This is a genomic window from Jeotgalibacillus sp. ET6, from assembly GCF_029667115.1.
In the GTDB taxonomy this organism is placed as follows: domain Bacteria; phylum Bacillota; class Bacilli; order Bacillales; family Jeotgalibacillaceae; genus Jeotgalibacillus.
Genome location: NZ_JARUIU010000003.1, coordinates 264632 through 279466 on the forward strand (window position 1 = coordinate 264632; position 14835 = coordinate 279466).

At 39.7% G+C, this 14835-nt stretch carries 21 protein-coding genes; 5 read left to right on the forward strand and 16 right to left on the reverse strand.

Going from position 1 to position 14835, the window contains the following annotated elements; genetic code table 11:
- Positions 1-14 precede the first annotated feature (14 nt).
- The 7 genes from P6709_RS10075 to P6709_RS10105 form a co-directional block, all read right to left on the reverse strand.
- Positions 15-707, reverse strand: coding sequence for a sigma-70 family RNA polymerase sigma factor (locus P6709_RS10075; RefSeq protein ID WP_278240795.1), 693 nt, complete (start codon positions 705-707; stop codon positions 15-17).
- Positions 708-1252: 545 nt separating this feature from the next.
- A complete protein-coding gene (locus tag P6709_RS10080) occupies positions 1253-2254 on the reverse strand; it encodes a sodium:calcium antiporter (protein ID WP_278240796.1) in 1002 nt (333 codons plus the stop codon).
- A 130-nt stretch (positions 2255-2384) separates the two neighbouring features.
- Entirely contained in the window at positions 2385-2639 is a 255-nt protein-coding gene (locus P6709_RS10085) for a hypothetical protein (protein WP_278240797.1), read from the reverse strand.
- A 64-nt stretch (positions 2640-2703) separates the two neighbouring features.
- Positions 2704-3393 carry a hypothetical protein gene (locus P6709_RS10090; protein ID WP_278240798.1) on the reverse strand — a complete coding sequence of 230 codons (690 nt, stop codon included), beginning with the start codon at positions 3391-3393 and terminating at the stop codon, positions 2704-2706.
- Positions 3394-3606: 213 nt separating this feature from the next.
- Complete coding sequence (locus tag P6709_RS10095; RefSeq protein WP_278240799.1) at positions 3607-3894, reverse strand: hypothetical protein; 288 nt, start codon at positions 3892-3894, stop codon at positions 3607-3609.
- A 281-nt stretch (positions 3895-4175) separates the two neighbouring features.
- Entirely contained in the window at positions 4176-4523 is a 348-nt protein-coding gene (locus P6709_RS10100) for a hypothetical protein (protein WP_278240800.1), read from the reverse strand.
- 18 nt (positions 4524-4541) lie between these two features.
- Positions 4542-5855 carry a lipase family protein gene (locus P6709_RS10105; protein ID WP_278240801.1) on the reverse strand — a complete coding sequence of 438 codons (1314 nt, stop codon included), beginning with the start codon at positions 5853-5855 and terminating at the stop codon, positions 4542-4544.
- Positions 5856-5968: 113 nt separating this feature from the next.
- Between P6709_RS10105 and P6709_RS10110 the strand changes: the two genes are divergently transcribed.
- The 3 genes from P6709_RS10110 (at position 5969) to P6709_RS10120 (ending at position 7243) form a co-directional block, all read left to right on the forward strand.
- Complete coding sequence (locus P6709_RS10110) at positions 5969-6244, forward strand: hypothetical protein (RefSeq protein ID WP_278240802.1); 276 nt, start codon at positions 5969-5971, stop codon at positions 6242-6244.
- A 243-nt stretch (positions 6245-6487) separates the two neighbouring features.
- A complete protein-coding gene (locus tag P6709_RS10115; RefSeq protein ID WP_278240803.1) occupies positions 6488-6823 on the forward strand; it encodes a hypothetical protein in 336 nt (111 codons plus the stop codon).
- A gap of 84 nt (positions 6824-6907) precedes the next feature.
- Positions 6908-7243 (forward strand): hypothetical protein, encoded by a 336-nt coding sequence (locus P6709_RS10120; RefSeq protein ID WP_278240804.1) that lies wholly within the window; start codon positions 6908-6910, stop codon positions 7241-7243.
- 73 nt (positions 7244-7316) lie between these two features.
- Here P6709_RS10120 and P6709_RS10125 read toward each other — a convergent pair whose 3' ends face one another.
- The 9 genes from P6709_RS10125 to P6709_RS10165 all read right to left on the reverse strand — a co-directional run bounded on the left by P6709_RS10125 (position 7317) and on the right by P6709_RS10165 (position 12954).
- On the reverse strand, positions 7317-7613 hold the full coding sequence (locus P6709_RS10125; protein WP_278240805.1) for a putative quinol monooxygenase: 297 nt from the start codon (positions 7611-7613) through the stop codon (positions 7317-7319).
- Positions 7614-7616: 3 nt separating this feature from the next.
- Positions 7617-8252: a nitroreductase family protein gene (locus tag P6709_RS10130; protein ID WP_278240806.1), complete on the reverse strand. Its 636-nt coding sequence runs from the start codon at positions 8250-8252 to the stop codon at positions 7617-7619.
- Complete coding sequence (locus P6709_RS10135; RefSeq protein ID WP_278241063.1) at positions 8253-8648, reverse strand: MarR family winged helix-turn-helix transcriptional regulator; 396 nt, start codon at positions 8646-8648, stop codon at positions 8253-8255.
- A gap of 155 nt (positions 8649-8803) precedes the next feature.
- Positions 8804-9247, reverse strand: a complete 444-nt coding sequence (locus P6709_RS10140) for a hypothetical protein (protein ID WP_278240807.1) — start codon at positions 9245-9247, stop codon at positions 8804-8806.
- Positions 9228-9506: a hypothetical protein gene (locus P6709_RS10145; protein WP_278240808.1), complete on the reverse strand. Its 279-nt coding sequence runs from the start codon at positions 9504-9506 to the stop codon at positions 9228-9230. Before P6709_RS10145 ends, P6709_RS10140 begins: the two co-directional genes overlap by 20 nt.
- Before the next feature lie 35 nt (positions 9507-9541).
- Positions 9542-9922 carry a hypothetical protein gene (locus P6709_RS10150; RefSeq protein ID WP_278240809.1) on the reverse strand — a complete coding sequence of 127 codons (381 nt, stop codon included), beginning with the start codon at positions 9920-9922 and terminating at the stop codon, positions 9542-9544.
- A 27-nt stretch (positions 9923-9949) separates the two neighbouring features.
- Positions 9950-10393 carry a hypothetical protein gene (locus tag P6709_RS10155; protein ID WP_278240810.1) on the reverse strand — a complete coding sequence of 148 codons (444 nt, stop codon included), beginning with the start codon at positions 10391-10393 and terminating at the stop codon, positions 9950-9952.
- Positions 10394-10520: 127 nt separating this feature from the next.
- Complete coding sequence (locus P6709_RS10160; protein WP_278240811.1) at positions 10521-12248, reverse strand: sensor histidine kinase; 1728 nt, start codon at positions 12246-12248, stop codon at positions 10521-10523.
- Positions 12235-12954, reverse strand: coding sequence for a response regulator transcription factor (locus P6709_RS10165; protein WP_278240812.1), 720 nt, complete (start codon positions 12952-12954; stop codon positions 12235-12237). Before P6709_RS10165 ends, P6709_RS10160 begins: the two co-directional genes overlap by 14 nt.
- A gap of 204 nt (positions 12955-13158) precedes the next feature.
- Between P6709_RS10165 and P6709_RS10170 the strand changes: the two genes are divergently transcribed.
- The gene (locus P6709_RS10170) at positions 13159-13848 is read left to right on the forward strand and encodes an ABC transporter permease (RefSeq protein WP_278240813.1); all 690 of its coding nucleotides are present in this window, start codon (positions 13159-13161) and stop codon (positions 13846-13848) included.
- A complete protein-coding gene (locus tag P6709_RS10175) occupies positions 13849-14754 on the forward strand; it encodes an ABC transporter ATP-binding protein (RefSeq protein WP_278240814.1) in 906 nt (301 codons plus the stop codon). It begins immediately after the preceding gene.
- Positions 14755-14835 lie beyond the last annotated feature (81 nt).

Genomic DNA, 14835 nt, shown 5'->3' on the forward strand with positions numbered 1-14835 from the left:
TCAAGCGGAATCTATTACGCCGCCATAAGAACAGTGCTTGAGGAACGAGAGTGAGCTTTTGTGCGGTGCATAGAGTTTTTAACTAAGGAGTGTAGGAACGGAATAGATTCGATTAAAACCGTTGGATCCTGTTTCTTAAATGAGAGGTGAAGAAGGTGTTCAACACGCTCACGTTCCTCTTCCTCCCAATAAAGATCAATGAGCGGGCTGCCCTCTTCATTCTGCTGTTTCATCAAGCGTTGTTTGGCTCGATGAATGGTTGATTTTACAGCTGTCTCCGTGGTCGAAAAGATGTCCGCAATTTCACTGAGCTGATAACGGAATCCCTCTTTCAAGACATACATAACAACTTGCTTCGGCGTTAAGTGTCTTATCAATTTTTGAGTGATCTCGAAACGATCCTCAATTTTGTTGATCGGATCATCCAGAAACTTTTCTTCTAGATCTGCTTCCAGGATTTCTTTGCTGCGTTTTCGAATTGTATCAATCCATTCATTGCGTGCCATCTTATTCACTAAAGCAGTTGGAACCAAAGATTGGTTCGCATAGTGGAGCCATAGCTTCATCAACGCATTCTGCATTAAATCCTCACTATCCCATTGATTCCTTGCTAATCCCTGACAATATCGCTGCAGCTTCGAATAAAGCGCTTGAAATTCTTCCTCCGTCAGTAAATCCACTACTCCATGCACACGGTTGTTCTGCATCACAATCACTCCTTCAGCACGTCTCTACTTTATAAACGAATGATGAAAACGAAAAGATACGGGGGATGAGCAGAAAGTTTAAAAGTATGAAGAGTTACAAACATTTATTAACTTCAGTCAAATATGTCTCCAGGTCCATAACATATAACGTCGTCCAGTAATACTCATTATCTCTATTGTATAGAAACCTAATTATTTCATCACGGCCTTTTTAAAATACCATGCCACTATAATACATCAATAAGAAGAGCAATCATTGTTTATTGAAGTAATGCTATCCGTTAGCTTAACAAGAAATTACCTTACATTTTCCTTTTCAATAAAAATCTTGGAGGTGAACGAGCTTCCTGTTCAGCTTCAAAATAAGCAATTCCCCCTATAACACTATAAACTACAAAATCATTCCATAGCCAACTACTATCTTAAGAAGGATAAAAAAAACTAATGTGCAGGACAGCGTAGGTAACTTTAAAAACAACTCAAATCAGTAATAGATACAAAAAGACCGGGACATTTTTATGTCCCGTCTTTTTTAAATCGACTGCTCAGCTATTCATAAAAATCAGATATGATGAGACGAAATAGACAACTATTGCAAGCAGTGATGGCAACATGTACTTAAAGCCGGATGCTGCTTTTTTCCTCAAAATCGCATACGTCAGAATGCCTGAAAGAATAAAAATACCGATTGCGGTCGTTAAGTGAGAGCTTGAAACAGATGACATGATCGAACCCTCTCTATAAACTGCATCAGCACCTGCAATGATAAAGATATTAAAAATGTTGCTTCCAAGGATTGACCCCACAGCAAGGTTGATGTTTTTCAGACGTAAAGCCACTAATACAGACACTGCTTCAGGAAAGGAGGTAGCAGCCGCCACAAGAAAGCTTCCGATAAAGCTAGAGCCGAGTCCTGTAATCACGGCGATCTGATCGCCCATAATGGATAACATTGTCCCTGCACCCATAATGACAATCGCGGCAATGATAAATCCGATTACAGCATATCTGAGAGACATCATTTTTTCTGAAGAATCAACTTTGGCTAGCAGCGGATCCTCATGTTGTGTAAGTGTCTGTCTATTTTGAGATAAACGTCCGAGAATCAGTATTTTTGCAAGGTAAATCGCTGCAATGAGCAGTGAATCAATCCCAAATCCGAGAATTGTATAGTCAATACGCAGGATTAAAGATATCATAATCAGTAATGTCATTAGCATGCCAATTCCTGCAGTGAATAAATGATCGTTACTGGCCTGTAAAAACAGCTGTTTCTTTCTAAAGTAAAGGTCAAAACAGGCAATAATAAACACGTTAAATAAATTTGATCCAAGCAGATTCCCGATTGCGATATCGTTGTTTCCAATCCATACTGCTGAAAAACTGGTCGTTACTTCAGGTAAAGACGTTGCACCTGCAAGCAAAAGGGTACCTACTAGCAGTCCGCCCATCCCTGTCTTTGTACTAATCACGTCTGCGTATGTAGAAAGTTTCATCGCGGCAAAAATTGTAACGACTGCAGCAAGTACAAACCAGACAAACGCCATATGACATCACTTCCTTGTGTATAATGACCCTCGGACACTACGCTTCTACCTGATAGCTTTCCCACATTTCCAAAAGTTATGTCACTCGCATGAATACAAAAAACCTTGGTGTTTTAAACCAGGGTTCAGCTCATTCACTAATAAAAATCAGATAAGACAATACGAAATAAACCATAATCGCAAGAGTAGATGCCAGCATATATTTAAACGCGGAAGTCGCTTTTTTCATTAATACAGCCCAAATCGCAATGACAGACAGAATTGTAACGCCCATTGCAGTGGCTAGATGGGAGTCTGAGACGCTTGTAATAGTTGCGCATCCCCTGTAAATCAGATCTGACCCTGCAAGAAACAGCATGTTGTAAATGTTACTCAATAAGTGCATAAAATTTTTTGCCAGGCTAAGTCCCTTACTTGCATACAAAAAACACCGTACTTGGACAGTGCATTTATAATTGACTATCCATAATATACTGTTGGAGTCCACCATCATCCCTGAAGTTCAATTCCCCAATTTTTCCTTCTTCTGGGCAAATGGCATTTCCGGTCATGGTAAATTGCTTCGGTTCACCCTTCTTTGGAATGTAATCTATCAGTACAGTAAAATTGTATACGAGTGGTGCTCGAGGGTTATTGCTTTTCTCGACTTTAAGGTTCTGGATCCTGATTTCATAGTCTGGTTCAGGGTGACCTCCAAGGTGATGGAAAGTCAAAGCAAAAGCAGAAGTGTAAAAATCAAATCCGTTCTCCGTAAAGTAAGGTTCATATGTTTGTTTTAAGAACTCCGTATATGCTTCCCTCTCTGGAGTACCTTCGGTTGGGTCTGCCGTATAGACTGTTTCTTCTGAATCAGTTGCGTAAATCTCGTCATATTTATTGGAAAGATTTTGTTGGACTTGCAAGTAACTTTCGTTTGGAACGGTTAATTCAGTTTCAAGCACAGCCCTTATTGATGCTATGTTCTTTTCCTGTGACGCCTTCACTTCATTTGCATCAGCTTGTGTCTCAGCTTTCTCGTCGGATACAGGAGGAGAGGCAGCATTACTAGAAACGTTACTTTCCCCCTTAGAGCAACCAAATATCAGTAAGCAAGCCAAAATGAATATGAAATAAGTTTTATATTTATTTCTTCTACACACTTGATTTCCTCCTTTCTTTATATACGGAATACTTCAGTAGAATTTACACTTTTCAGATAATTTTTTTGAAAGAGAAAGCTGAACTTAGTAAGTGAGTTTTTATCCTTTCTAAGTTCCTAATTGAATTAACCTGCGTCGTTAGTGAAAGAAGCAGCGACTCTTGTTGAGCATTCACACCTTTTTTTAAGAACTGATTTTAAAGACATAGGGATATTATGAAGTTAGACTAAATCCCAGTTGCACTCCAAGCGGAATGGAAGCCCAAGTGATCAGAATAGATATAAACAAAAATTTCCCTGGATTTTTACTTTTATACATAAACAATCCTAGTAGAAATCCTAAAACCCAAATAGGTAAAATCACAAAAAACTCTGGGGCTACCCAAGTCTCATCAGTGTAGTTCTCTGCTATCGTACCACCAGCAAAGAAAGTAGATATGAGAATAGCGATTAAACCACTGAAAATCGTGTTAAGGACATATGCGACCTTTATTTTTTTCAAAAAATCCCCACCTCTATATAATGTACTGATACACTTTTTGAAGTTTCATAACCATTAAACTTATTGATATATCGCAACTGGGTCTTCAACTAACCTCCCTCGTTAGTTTAAGTACACCACTTCACAAACTTAATAGAATAAAATTACATTTTACAAGACGACTTAAAAAACCTAGAAGACAGGGATTAATTTTTCTGTCATGGTGAAGATGCTTTCATGATGAATGCTAGCGCATTGGGAGGGGATTGGGGGAAGTGTAATTACGGTGTGTATTCGTCAAACTACCAAAAACCGAACCAGCCTTTATAAAGCTGAACACTGGCTTTTGTCTGGTTTATTTCATTTGCTGCTGTGAATAAATAGCGGTAATGGGCCTGGAATCTCAGTAAAAGTGCTTCTCTCGCTTGACCGTCAAATTCCGTTTCGATGGCCTGCTGGACCTGAAAGCTTTTTGTGAAATTTTCTTCAAGGGAATCGCATTGCTTTAGGAAATTTTTAATTTCAGCTACATCTTCTTCTAATCGGCTGACGATTTCTTTTTCCAGCGCTTCTAATTGTTCTCTGCGAAGCTGTGCTTTTTTTAACGCGTCTTCATATTCACTCATTCCACCTGGACCGATTATGCTCATGGCAGACGCCTCCCCTAGTTAGTTCATCCATCTGGCTACGACCTGATCTGCTTTGTTCAAGTCAGCTGCCATCATATACATTTTGCTGATTAGTTCTTCTGTATCTTCAAGCGCTAACATTGCTTCTTCAAGTGCCTTCTCATGTTCACTGTCATTGTAAAAAAGCGCAGGTGATGCATGATTTCTGGCATAATCGTTTACGATGTTTGTGACATCTGAAGCCGTCAGTTCACTGTACGCACCGGTCCCGGCTTTACCCATAAACGAGGAAATCGTAGCTGATATCGTCTGATCGTGCATGTCCGGAAATTGAATCATTACTTTTATCACGTTCTCGAGTTCCATCATTAACAGCTGCATCTCTTTAATTAATTTTTTCATTGATTCGGTTTTAATCACAATCGGAAAATTCCCGTATCCATTATTTTTATAATATAAAGGAGAGAACAAGAGCGCTGTCCTTATTCCTTTTCCAATCAATACTTCCCCGCGGTAGTAGCCATTTTCATCAAACTGATCTTTATTCAGATAGTTTTTCAGTCCGTGATTGTTGAAGGGATTTAGTGAGTAATTGGATTCTTCTTTCATGTAATACACTGAACCCAGTGCGTTTTTCCGTTCTCCCCCCACCGAAGTTCCCACCGCATCGGTCAGAAAGGCATAAGAAATAATCTGCTCCCTGTACGCTCCGTCGTCGACTCTTTTTTTCTTTTCATCTGATAAAAGATTATATGTATTAGCTGCAGCAAAGCTGACACCCTGAACATCATATTCCACTGCAAAAAATTCAGCCAGCCCTCCGCCGAGCGAATGACCTGTAAATGTCACGTTTTCTTTTCCCACCGACTTAACCATCTCATCCATATCTTTATAACCATTCTCTTTCGCTACCCTGTTTAACTCTTTTTTTGCTGATACAAATTGGTTATCATTAGAATAAATAATCGTTCCTTCACCTGAAACCTTTGCCGAGCCTGATGCAATCGCAGCATCCTGAGAAGGCGTACCTATATATTTTCTTTCATATTCTTCAAGAGGATAATCGGGATGTCCAAGGACAATGCCATTGAGATCCTCAACCACATCAATGCCAAAATTGTCCGTCACTTTCGTCCCTTCAAAGGCGACAACCATCTGTCCATCCTTTTCCAGTACATAGCCGTGGAGACCTGTTTTGGAGTCGTTGAGTTCGCCTTGGTTTACAATGTCCCATTTTACGATTTTTCCATCTATAGCAAGCTCAAGGACTTCTCCGTTATCTTCATAAGCAAACATTGAAATCCGACCTAATTCTAAGTCAGTTAACATACGTTCAGTCAAATCTCCATCCATTTATTTCACCTACTTCCTATTTATAGTATAATAAAAGCAAGGAGGATTGCCAATTGAAAACAAAATACTCTGTAATTTTCATTCTCATATTCTTTTTATTAGGAGGCTGCTCCATGACTAATAACTATTCTAATAATCAATACAAAGAAGCTGAAAATATAGCAAATGACTTTATTAATAAAAATCACAACAATATAAAAGAAGTAACGATTCAAGAAACTGAAGATTCTCCAATGGGGGGAATTGTCGTAAGAGGCACAGCTAACGGTATAGAATTTAGTGTTTCTGTTGACTCAGACAATCAAGGAGAACTATCCTTTGGGGGAATAATGAAATCAGAGGGATTTCCTGAAACGAAAGAAGAATGTATAAATGAGATCTGTGAATAGTCATAAAAGGTATGGATTAGATAAATTCTTCGTATACATATTTTTTGAACAAACTCTCATTCCAGAAGCACGTCGATACAAATTCAATGATAAGCAGAAACCTGTTAATCCTATTCGTTAAGATATATGAAGGAAATCAGAATCACCTTTTAGAAGGCAGTCCTCAGCAGCAATTCTTTATCATACCTTTTTTTGTAGCAAAAATAACTTGTTCTCCTAGGTATGAGTGAGGAGTGGTCAGACGTGTCCTTTTTAAAATACTTTACTTTATTAATGCTCTTACTACTGATAGCGGGATGTGCTGATACTCGCATTTATAGCGACGATCAATATAGTGATGCTGAAAAGATGACGATTGATTTTCTGTCTAAAAACTTTCAGGATGCTGATAATCCGGAAATCGAATCGGTAGAGGATGCTGAGATGGGCGGTATTAAAGTTATAGGAGCCATCAGCAATGCAGAATTCACCTTGCTTATAGACACGACAGAAGATGGAGAAATGAGCATTGGAGCACTGTCTTCAGACGAAGGGTTTCCAGAGAAGAAACCTGAATGTGTTGATAAAGTGTGCAAGTAACTATGTGCTTTTATTATGCTCAACCGCTGCAGCTGTAGACTGGAGATAGAAAGCGTCATTTCTTACCTATATGGAGGAACACCCATGAGATGGATTAAATTGATATGTCTTATAACTGCCATTAGCCTTCTTGGAGGTTGTTCCATTTTAAATAATTACTCCGAAGATCAATACGAAGAAGCTGAAACGATGGCTGTAGACTATTTAAACAAGAATTATGAAGAAATAGAGACGATTGAAATCGACTCTGTAGAGGATTCTCCGATGGGTGGGATTTTTGTCCAAGGAAGAGCGAACACGATAGGTTTTAACATAAGCATTAGCTCAGACAGCCAGGGAGAGCTTTCATTTAGCTCGATCGGCGAAGAAGAAGGCTTTCCTAAAAGTAAAGAAGAATGCAAAGATGTGATTTGTAAGTAGGTCAGATATACATAACAAGGTGAAAATCATCAACAGAAAAAACGATCGGACGCTAAGTCCGATCGTTTTTTGTTTACTTTTCAATTAAGCTTCCTTTATAGCTTTCTACCTTTAATCGTGCCGCAAGATAGGCTGGTGCATTTTGTACGAATGCCTGGAAGTGGCCGCTTTCTTTATGAGATTGAACCGCTTCTTCGTTCTCCCATACTTCGATCATCGTGTACGTGAAGTCCTGTTCTAAGCTTTTCACTAATTCATATTGAAGGTTGCCAGCTTCTTTACGCGACGCTTCGATAAGAGACGCGATTTCCTGCAGAAATTCACTTTCTTTTTCGGGCATGATTTGAAATTGAACATGTGTAATAATCATCGTTTACGCCCACTCTGTGATCTGGTCTACATCAAGTCGCACAGATGAGTAGCCAGGGTTCGCAGCCTTTCCGATCGAAATCAGCATCACTGGATAGTAGCGCTCTTTATCCATGCCAAACGTGTCTGCAATTTTATCTTTTTCATAGCCGCCGATTGGGTTTGTATCGTAGCCGTGGGCACGTGCAACCAGCATCAGTTGCATGGAGACAAGTCCGCTGTCAATTAAATTCATTTCTTTCAGCTGATCGTAGCTCATCGTTTTAAAATAGCCGCTGATGGCCGTTGTTTGCTGCTCTTTTACATCCTCAGGCATAACCCCTTTCTCTACTGCTTTTGAATAGATTTCGTCCAGATACGCATCACTTTTCATATCTGCAAAAACAGCAATCACAGCAGAGGATGTTTCAACCTGTGACTGATTAAATTTTGCGATTGGGGCAAGCTTTTCTTTGCCTTCTGGTGAATCAATAACAAGATAACGCCAAGGCTGAAGATTCACTGATGACGGCGCCAAAGAAGCCTCTGTCAGGATTTCCTTCATTTCTTCCTTGCTGATTTTGACCGTTGGATCGTAGCTTCGGACCGAACGGCGTCCTGTAATAATTTCATTAAAGTCGTTTACTTTCGTTGTATTCATTTAGTTCATCTCCCGTTTCTGTATAAATTCTATGTTGTGCTGAAGCTTCTCAAGGAGTTTGTCCAGCTGATGAGATTCTTCCTCTGAAATTCCCTCAAATAATTGATTGATAAAATGCGTTTTTTCCGCGCAATAATGCTCAATACGCTTGCGCCCTTCATCTGTTAAACGAACAAAGGTAACTCGATTGTCTTCGGCTTTTTTGTGACGGGAAACAGTTCCCTGCTCCTCCATCTGCTTTACATGACGTGTTACTGCCGCATGGTCAACCTTTACACGCTGCTGCAGATCCTTCTGACTGATCTCATCCACTTCCATTAATCGCTGCAAAATCGCAAGCCTCGTCTGACTGATTCCCATACACGTCTCAAACTTTGGCGCCACCCGCTTACTCATATCATGAAGCCGAAGCAGCACACTTTCTTTCCCAGCACGTTCTTCCGCCAATCGCATCCACCTCCAACTAATTGATCTATCAATTATTGATGTATCAAATATTAAACTGCATTAAGGGATTAGTCAATTTGTTTGCCTGCATTCCTTGCAACGCACTATATATCTTTATATTCCTTGATCAGCTCCACTTCTTTTCTGGCTGCCGTTTTCCTAAAAGATAATTTATCATGTTGAACAAAGCCGAGTTTCTCAGCCTTACGTTTATCCATCGTAAACAATTCAATTTCTTCAGTATCGTCATTAATCACATTTAACACCTCAAGTTTTTCACCTTTATAATAAGCCATATCGTTTAACTGAAAAACCTTCTCTAGATCTTTTCTCTTAAACTCTTTCACAAACAGATCTTCGTGTACCTTTCCTGATACATCCACATACTTCGTAAATCCAGCCTCTTCTTTGGTGCTCTTTAATATTAGCTGCTGGTCTATTTGTGCCAATGGATATTGCTTTCCTTTGTATATTCCGTATGTTTCCATGGAATCCCTCTGTCCGTATCTATTTCTACGTATATCCGGCTTATTCAGTGAGCCTGTCATAAAGCGTCTCCGCTTGATCCATTTCGTCAATTAAGGGGTTGTGGTATTCTCTTAACTCATCGACTACGGGTCTTAGCCATTGACTAATGTTAATTTCGTTTACTGAACCGTTTGATTTGAGGATATGTACTGCATCTGAATATCTCTTCCACACGGAACTGAATGTCCCCCCATACTGGACTTCTTTCCAATAATTCTTTTTTAACTCAACTAAGACCTTTTCACAATGCGCTTGTAATTTTTCCTTCCGTGCATCCATGTCCTCAAGCCCTTCTCGTTTATTTTATTTCATTTCTATTCACTGAACGGCAGACGCGGACTTTCATCTTTATAGATGGAGTAGGTTGTCCCGTATTCTTCCATTGCGGAGCATTCTTCATCACTGCAGCTGAAAAGATAGGTTTGTTTATCTGTGCGTACGCTCACATTAAAATAATAGGGAAATACCCCGCCCTTTACCTTGTTTATATCCGTGTTGATCGCAATAACATCCTCACTATCTGCCAAACGCTTATAATCTTCACTCTCCACCGTTTTTTGAACCATTTCACTCAAGACAATTTTTTCTTCGTCTGTAGCTTCAAACCATTGTTCAAATATGAGCCATCTTCCAAAAATGAAAAGGTTGACTCCTAAACTTATGGTGAGCAGCACCAACACAAACTTACTCTTCAACCTCCCCGCCCCATTTTGTTCTTTTCTTTAAGCGCCTTCAATCGCCATCTTTTTTATGAATTCTGCATCCATTTGATTCAATCCTTTGTACCTCGGCTCGTCTGTCTCATCAGATGGACGAATGGCATAGACGCCTCCCTCTTCTGAAAACCAAACATAAAAGGTGAATACTCTAACCTTACGAGACGGGTCGTTCCAGCTGACAACATAATCCGGCTGAGCATCACCAATTTCCGGGTGCGCGTCCACAGGCTCACCTTGCATAAATATCGAGGTAAGATTGGTTACTTCGTTTAAATGATCACCATTTGTAAACCTTGAGGCAATGGTTGTTTCTGTAGTATCAGCATTCACTTCCGCAAACGACCACTCCGCCGTCACCTCATCCTCTACTAAATAAACACCCGCTGCCAACCCTAAACCAAAAACGACTAAACCTGCAAAAACGATCATAACGATTTTTTTCGTCATCCAATCCTCCTCATGGATCTATTCTTACTGTTTATCATATATGTTTTACATTTATTACTAAAGAAAGGTCTACATAAACGCTCCTGAATTTCAGTTAGGATTCACTCCGGAATAAATATTCGATCTTTTAAGCCTCAAGTGCTTCACGCGGCTCCTCACCAACGGGCAAAATGATCCGGACGGTTGTTCCTTTTCCTGGCTCGCTTTTGACATTAATAGTTCCGTTATGAAGATTGACGAGCTGTTTAGTAATTGCCATACCCAACCCGCTGCCGTTTCCTGAGTCACTTGTGTTCGTCCCGCGGTAGTATCGCTCAAAAAGCTGATCCAGCGTGCGGTGGTCCATCCCAACCCCATCATCTTCAAATACAATCACAGCCAGATGCTTATCTATAAGGGACACACTGATCTTGATCGTAGTGCCCTTTGGATTATATGAAATGGCATTTGAGATAATATTATCCATGATTCTTCTAAACCACTTTGGATCTAGGAAGACATTCGCCTCATCATTTTGAGGCTCAAAGGTAAAGTGGATGTCATAATGATTAGGATCATTTATGTAATGAATAATGGTTCTGCGTACAAACTCATTTAAATCAGTTTTTTCTTTCGCAATACTCAATGCCTGATTTTTAATGCGGTAAGACAAGGTTAAATCCTCCAGGAGGTTCATCATATAAGCTGATTTCTCGGTCATGGTTCCAGCGAATTCTCTAACCTCACTTTCGTTCCAGCTATACTGATCTGACTGAAGCATCTGTGCGTACCCAGTGATCGAAGACAGAGGCGTCTTTAAATCATGTGAAAGGCCGCTGATCCATTCCTCACGGGTCTGAGTCATTCTTTTTCGCTGCTGTTCATTTTCTTTTAAAGTACTCGTCAGATAGGAAAGGGTTGTAATTAGTTCCTTATATAACCTGTACTTCCTTTTCAGTTTGCCCTTTTTATTTTCCAGCAAAGAACGCTGGTGCCTATCCATTGGCTGGGCAAAAATCCCACTTCCGAGATTTTGAATCCATTTCATGATCGTGAGCAGAGGTACGGCAAATTTGCTGGCATACCAAAAAGCTCCAATCATGACGATCATCATCACCAAAAAAGAAAATATGAGAAAACCGATCCCCATACGTTTAATGAACTTCTCTTCACTTTCACCCTCTTTTGAAGGCGGCAGACCAACGATGAGTGTTTGTCCGGCTTCTTCGTTATAGGATATAGCTGTCTCAGGATCATTTTTTGCAAGGGAGAGAAGCTCAGTAAGAGAATAGGAAACGTTTCGTTCCTTTTCCCCAGCAAAATCAACCTCGTTTCCCCCTTCATCCAAAACCTGAATCCATCCTCCAAGCAATTGCAGTTGTTCCTCACTTTCTTTTGATAGAGTTAGTTCACCTTGATCCCATTCTTTACTAATTAAATCAAGCAAATTAGATGCCGTTTGACGTTTTCCAAAAAGCACTGTATACGTTGTATCATCTTCGTTTATTTCCCAGAATGCATTTGCTTCATTCTGCGCCATCATGGATGCAAGTTCACTTTTTGAAAATGTGCTTTTGTTTTCTGATAATTGATAGGAGCCTTTCACTTCACCCTCTAAGCTGACTGCCATAAGCCATCCATCCTGAAGGTCTGCAAGCCCTTTTATTTTCTCCTCAAAAATTACGTTGTCATCTATAGACTTTACATTACTTGCAATATAATCTTGATCCGCTTCATTTAAGTTTTCAATAATTTCTTCTTCCATTACGTTGTAACCAATTAAACCAAAGAAGGCGATAGTTAAAATAACGAGTACTGTACAGACAAAAATCAGCTGTAAAAAAAACTGTAAAAGAAAATGTTTATGAAGACTCATGATGTTCTGCTTTCGGCACAAACTTATAGCCCAGTCCCCTGACCGTTACAATCGTGTTTGGGTGTCCCGGGTCATCTTCAATTTTTTCTCTCAGTTTTCGAACATGGACCATTACCGTATTGTCCTCTCCTAAAAATTCTTCTCCCCATACTCGTTCGTATAATTGTCCTTTACTGAAAAGCTGGTTGGGATTTTGGCAAAAGAAGACCAACAGTTGATACACCTGAGCAGGGAGAGATAACAGACGACCTTTTTTTCGAACCTCGCCTGAAGAGGTGTCCAGATGAAGGCTCCCAAAATGAAATTCCTTCCTTGAAGGTTGTGCAGTCGTATTGCTTGTGTGACGGCGAAGGTGCGCCTTTACTCTTGCTACGACTTCTAAGGGATTAAACGGCTTTGTAATATAATCATCTGCTCCAAGTGCAAAGCCCGAAAGCTTATCCAGATCAGTAGAGCGTGCGGTTAAAAAGAAAATGGGTGCATTCGTTGTTTCTCTTATTAATGGGCAAATTTCAAAGCCGCTGCGGCCGGGTAGCATAACATCCAAAAAAATCAGATCGTACGTATGTACTTTGCAGGATGCAAGCGCTTCTTCCGCTGTGGATGCCGTATCAATTTGTGTAAATCCTTCCTTTCTTAAAATAGTACTCAGCATATGTAAAATCGCTTGTTCATCGTCTACTAACAGTAAATGAGAGTGCTGCATGATTACGCCCCTATCTAAGGATTCTATTAATCTATTTTATCATCCATCTTTCTCAATTTAAGGAATTAAGGAAAAATTAAGGAAGCGCTTTGTTTCCTTTAAGAATTGAATGCTATTCTTAGGAAAAGAGAAAAGAAGAAGGGACCTCATACTCAGTCATTCTTCTCCTTTTCTGTTTACTTTGATGAAGGGACGAAACCATGTATGTATGTAATCGCAAAGAGAGAGTTTTTCAGTTTATTTAAATCAATCAAGTCTATCATCGTCATCGCTATTCTATTCCTTACCTCTTTTTACTCAGCTAAATATTCCGGAAACCTGTTGAGTGAAGTAGAGCTTTCAAGTTTTGAACAGGAAAATATTTATTCTGCAGGCTTAATGCTTCTCATTTTATTATTCGGTATGTTGTTTGTGACGGGTCTCTCCCACGATACCATTAACCGCGAAACACATGAGAGGACCATCCGTTTTTTAGTCACCAGAACCTCTAAATCTTCTATTGTAGCAGGTAAGTTTTTCGGAATTTTATTGTTCTGGATAGTTTGCTTAATCGCATCATTTCTATTAATCAGTGTTTTTTCCCAGCGGATCAGCCCTCTTATTTTAGGTCAGACGATGAGCCTGATTACGTATCAAATAGCTCTGACTGTTCTTCTTTCAACCATCGTCAGCCGTCCCGCCTTTACCATGTTTTTAGGGGTGATTGTCGGCATCGCTTTTCCGATTATCAGTTTTTGGCTGGTCTTTGGTTCCAATAGCTGGTTTGGCTGGATCAAGTTCATCACGCCTTTTTACTACTTATCAAAGGATGACCTGACGTACTTATTTATTTTACCGTTAGCCGCTGCCTTAATCGGTATTGCGACTCAGCTTTTTAAAAGGAGAGAATGCTAAATGATTGCAATTGAAACGAATGATCTTAAAAAGGCATATGGGAAGACGGCTGTTTTGAAAGGAATCAGCCTGCAAATCAAGAAAGGAGAGATTTTCGGGTTTTTGGGACGAAACGGAGCAGGAAAGTCGACGTTTATAAATATAATGACGGGAATTGCCAATCAAAGTTCCGGGTCCTTTTCGATTCTTGGAGCAGGGGGACATCGGAATGAAACAAAAAAGAAAATCGGCGTTATGCCTGACTACTCTACTTTTTACGAAAATTTGTCAGCTGTTGACCATCTTCGGTTTTTTTCGGATCTGTCCGGAAATCCTGCGTCCAAAGAACAATGCATAGAGGTTTTAAAGTCTGTGGGGCTGCATGAACATGTACGCAAAAAAACAAAGAAATATTCTTTTGGCATGAAAAAGAAGCTTGGGATTGCACAAGCCATAATCCATGATCCTGAACTGCTTTTTTTAGATGAGCCAACATCCGGACTTGACGCAGAATCTGTTATTCACATTCAAAAATTAATCTTTTCTCTTCAGAAACAAGGCAAAACGATCTTTATGACTTCTCATAACCTGGATGAAGTAGAAAAGATTTGTACGCGGGTTGCCATCATGAGAGAAGGGTTGATTATCAAATGCGGGACTATGGATGAATTAAAATCCTTTTACAGGTCTACCATGATCGTGAAAATGAAACACTCTCCCATCTCGCCTTCAGGAAGGGAAACTTTGAAAAAATGGCTAAAAGGTGCGGGCACAGACCTGATAATGAAAGATCAAAGTCTTTCTATAACTGTTAGCAGCGAAAAAAAGATCGCAGAAATTATACGTGCATTAAATCAGAGTAAAGTGGACGTATACGGCGTCCATGTAGAAGAGCCGTCTCTTCAGGATATTTTTATGGAGGCTTAAGCTGTTTAAACAGAAATAGATAAGCAAAAAGCCTGAAACATTAAAGTTTCGGGCTTTATCATTACTACTTTTTACCTGTGT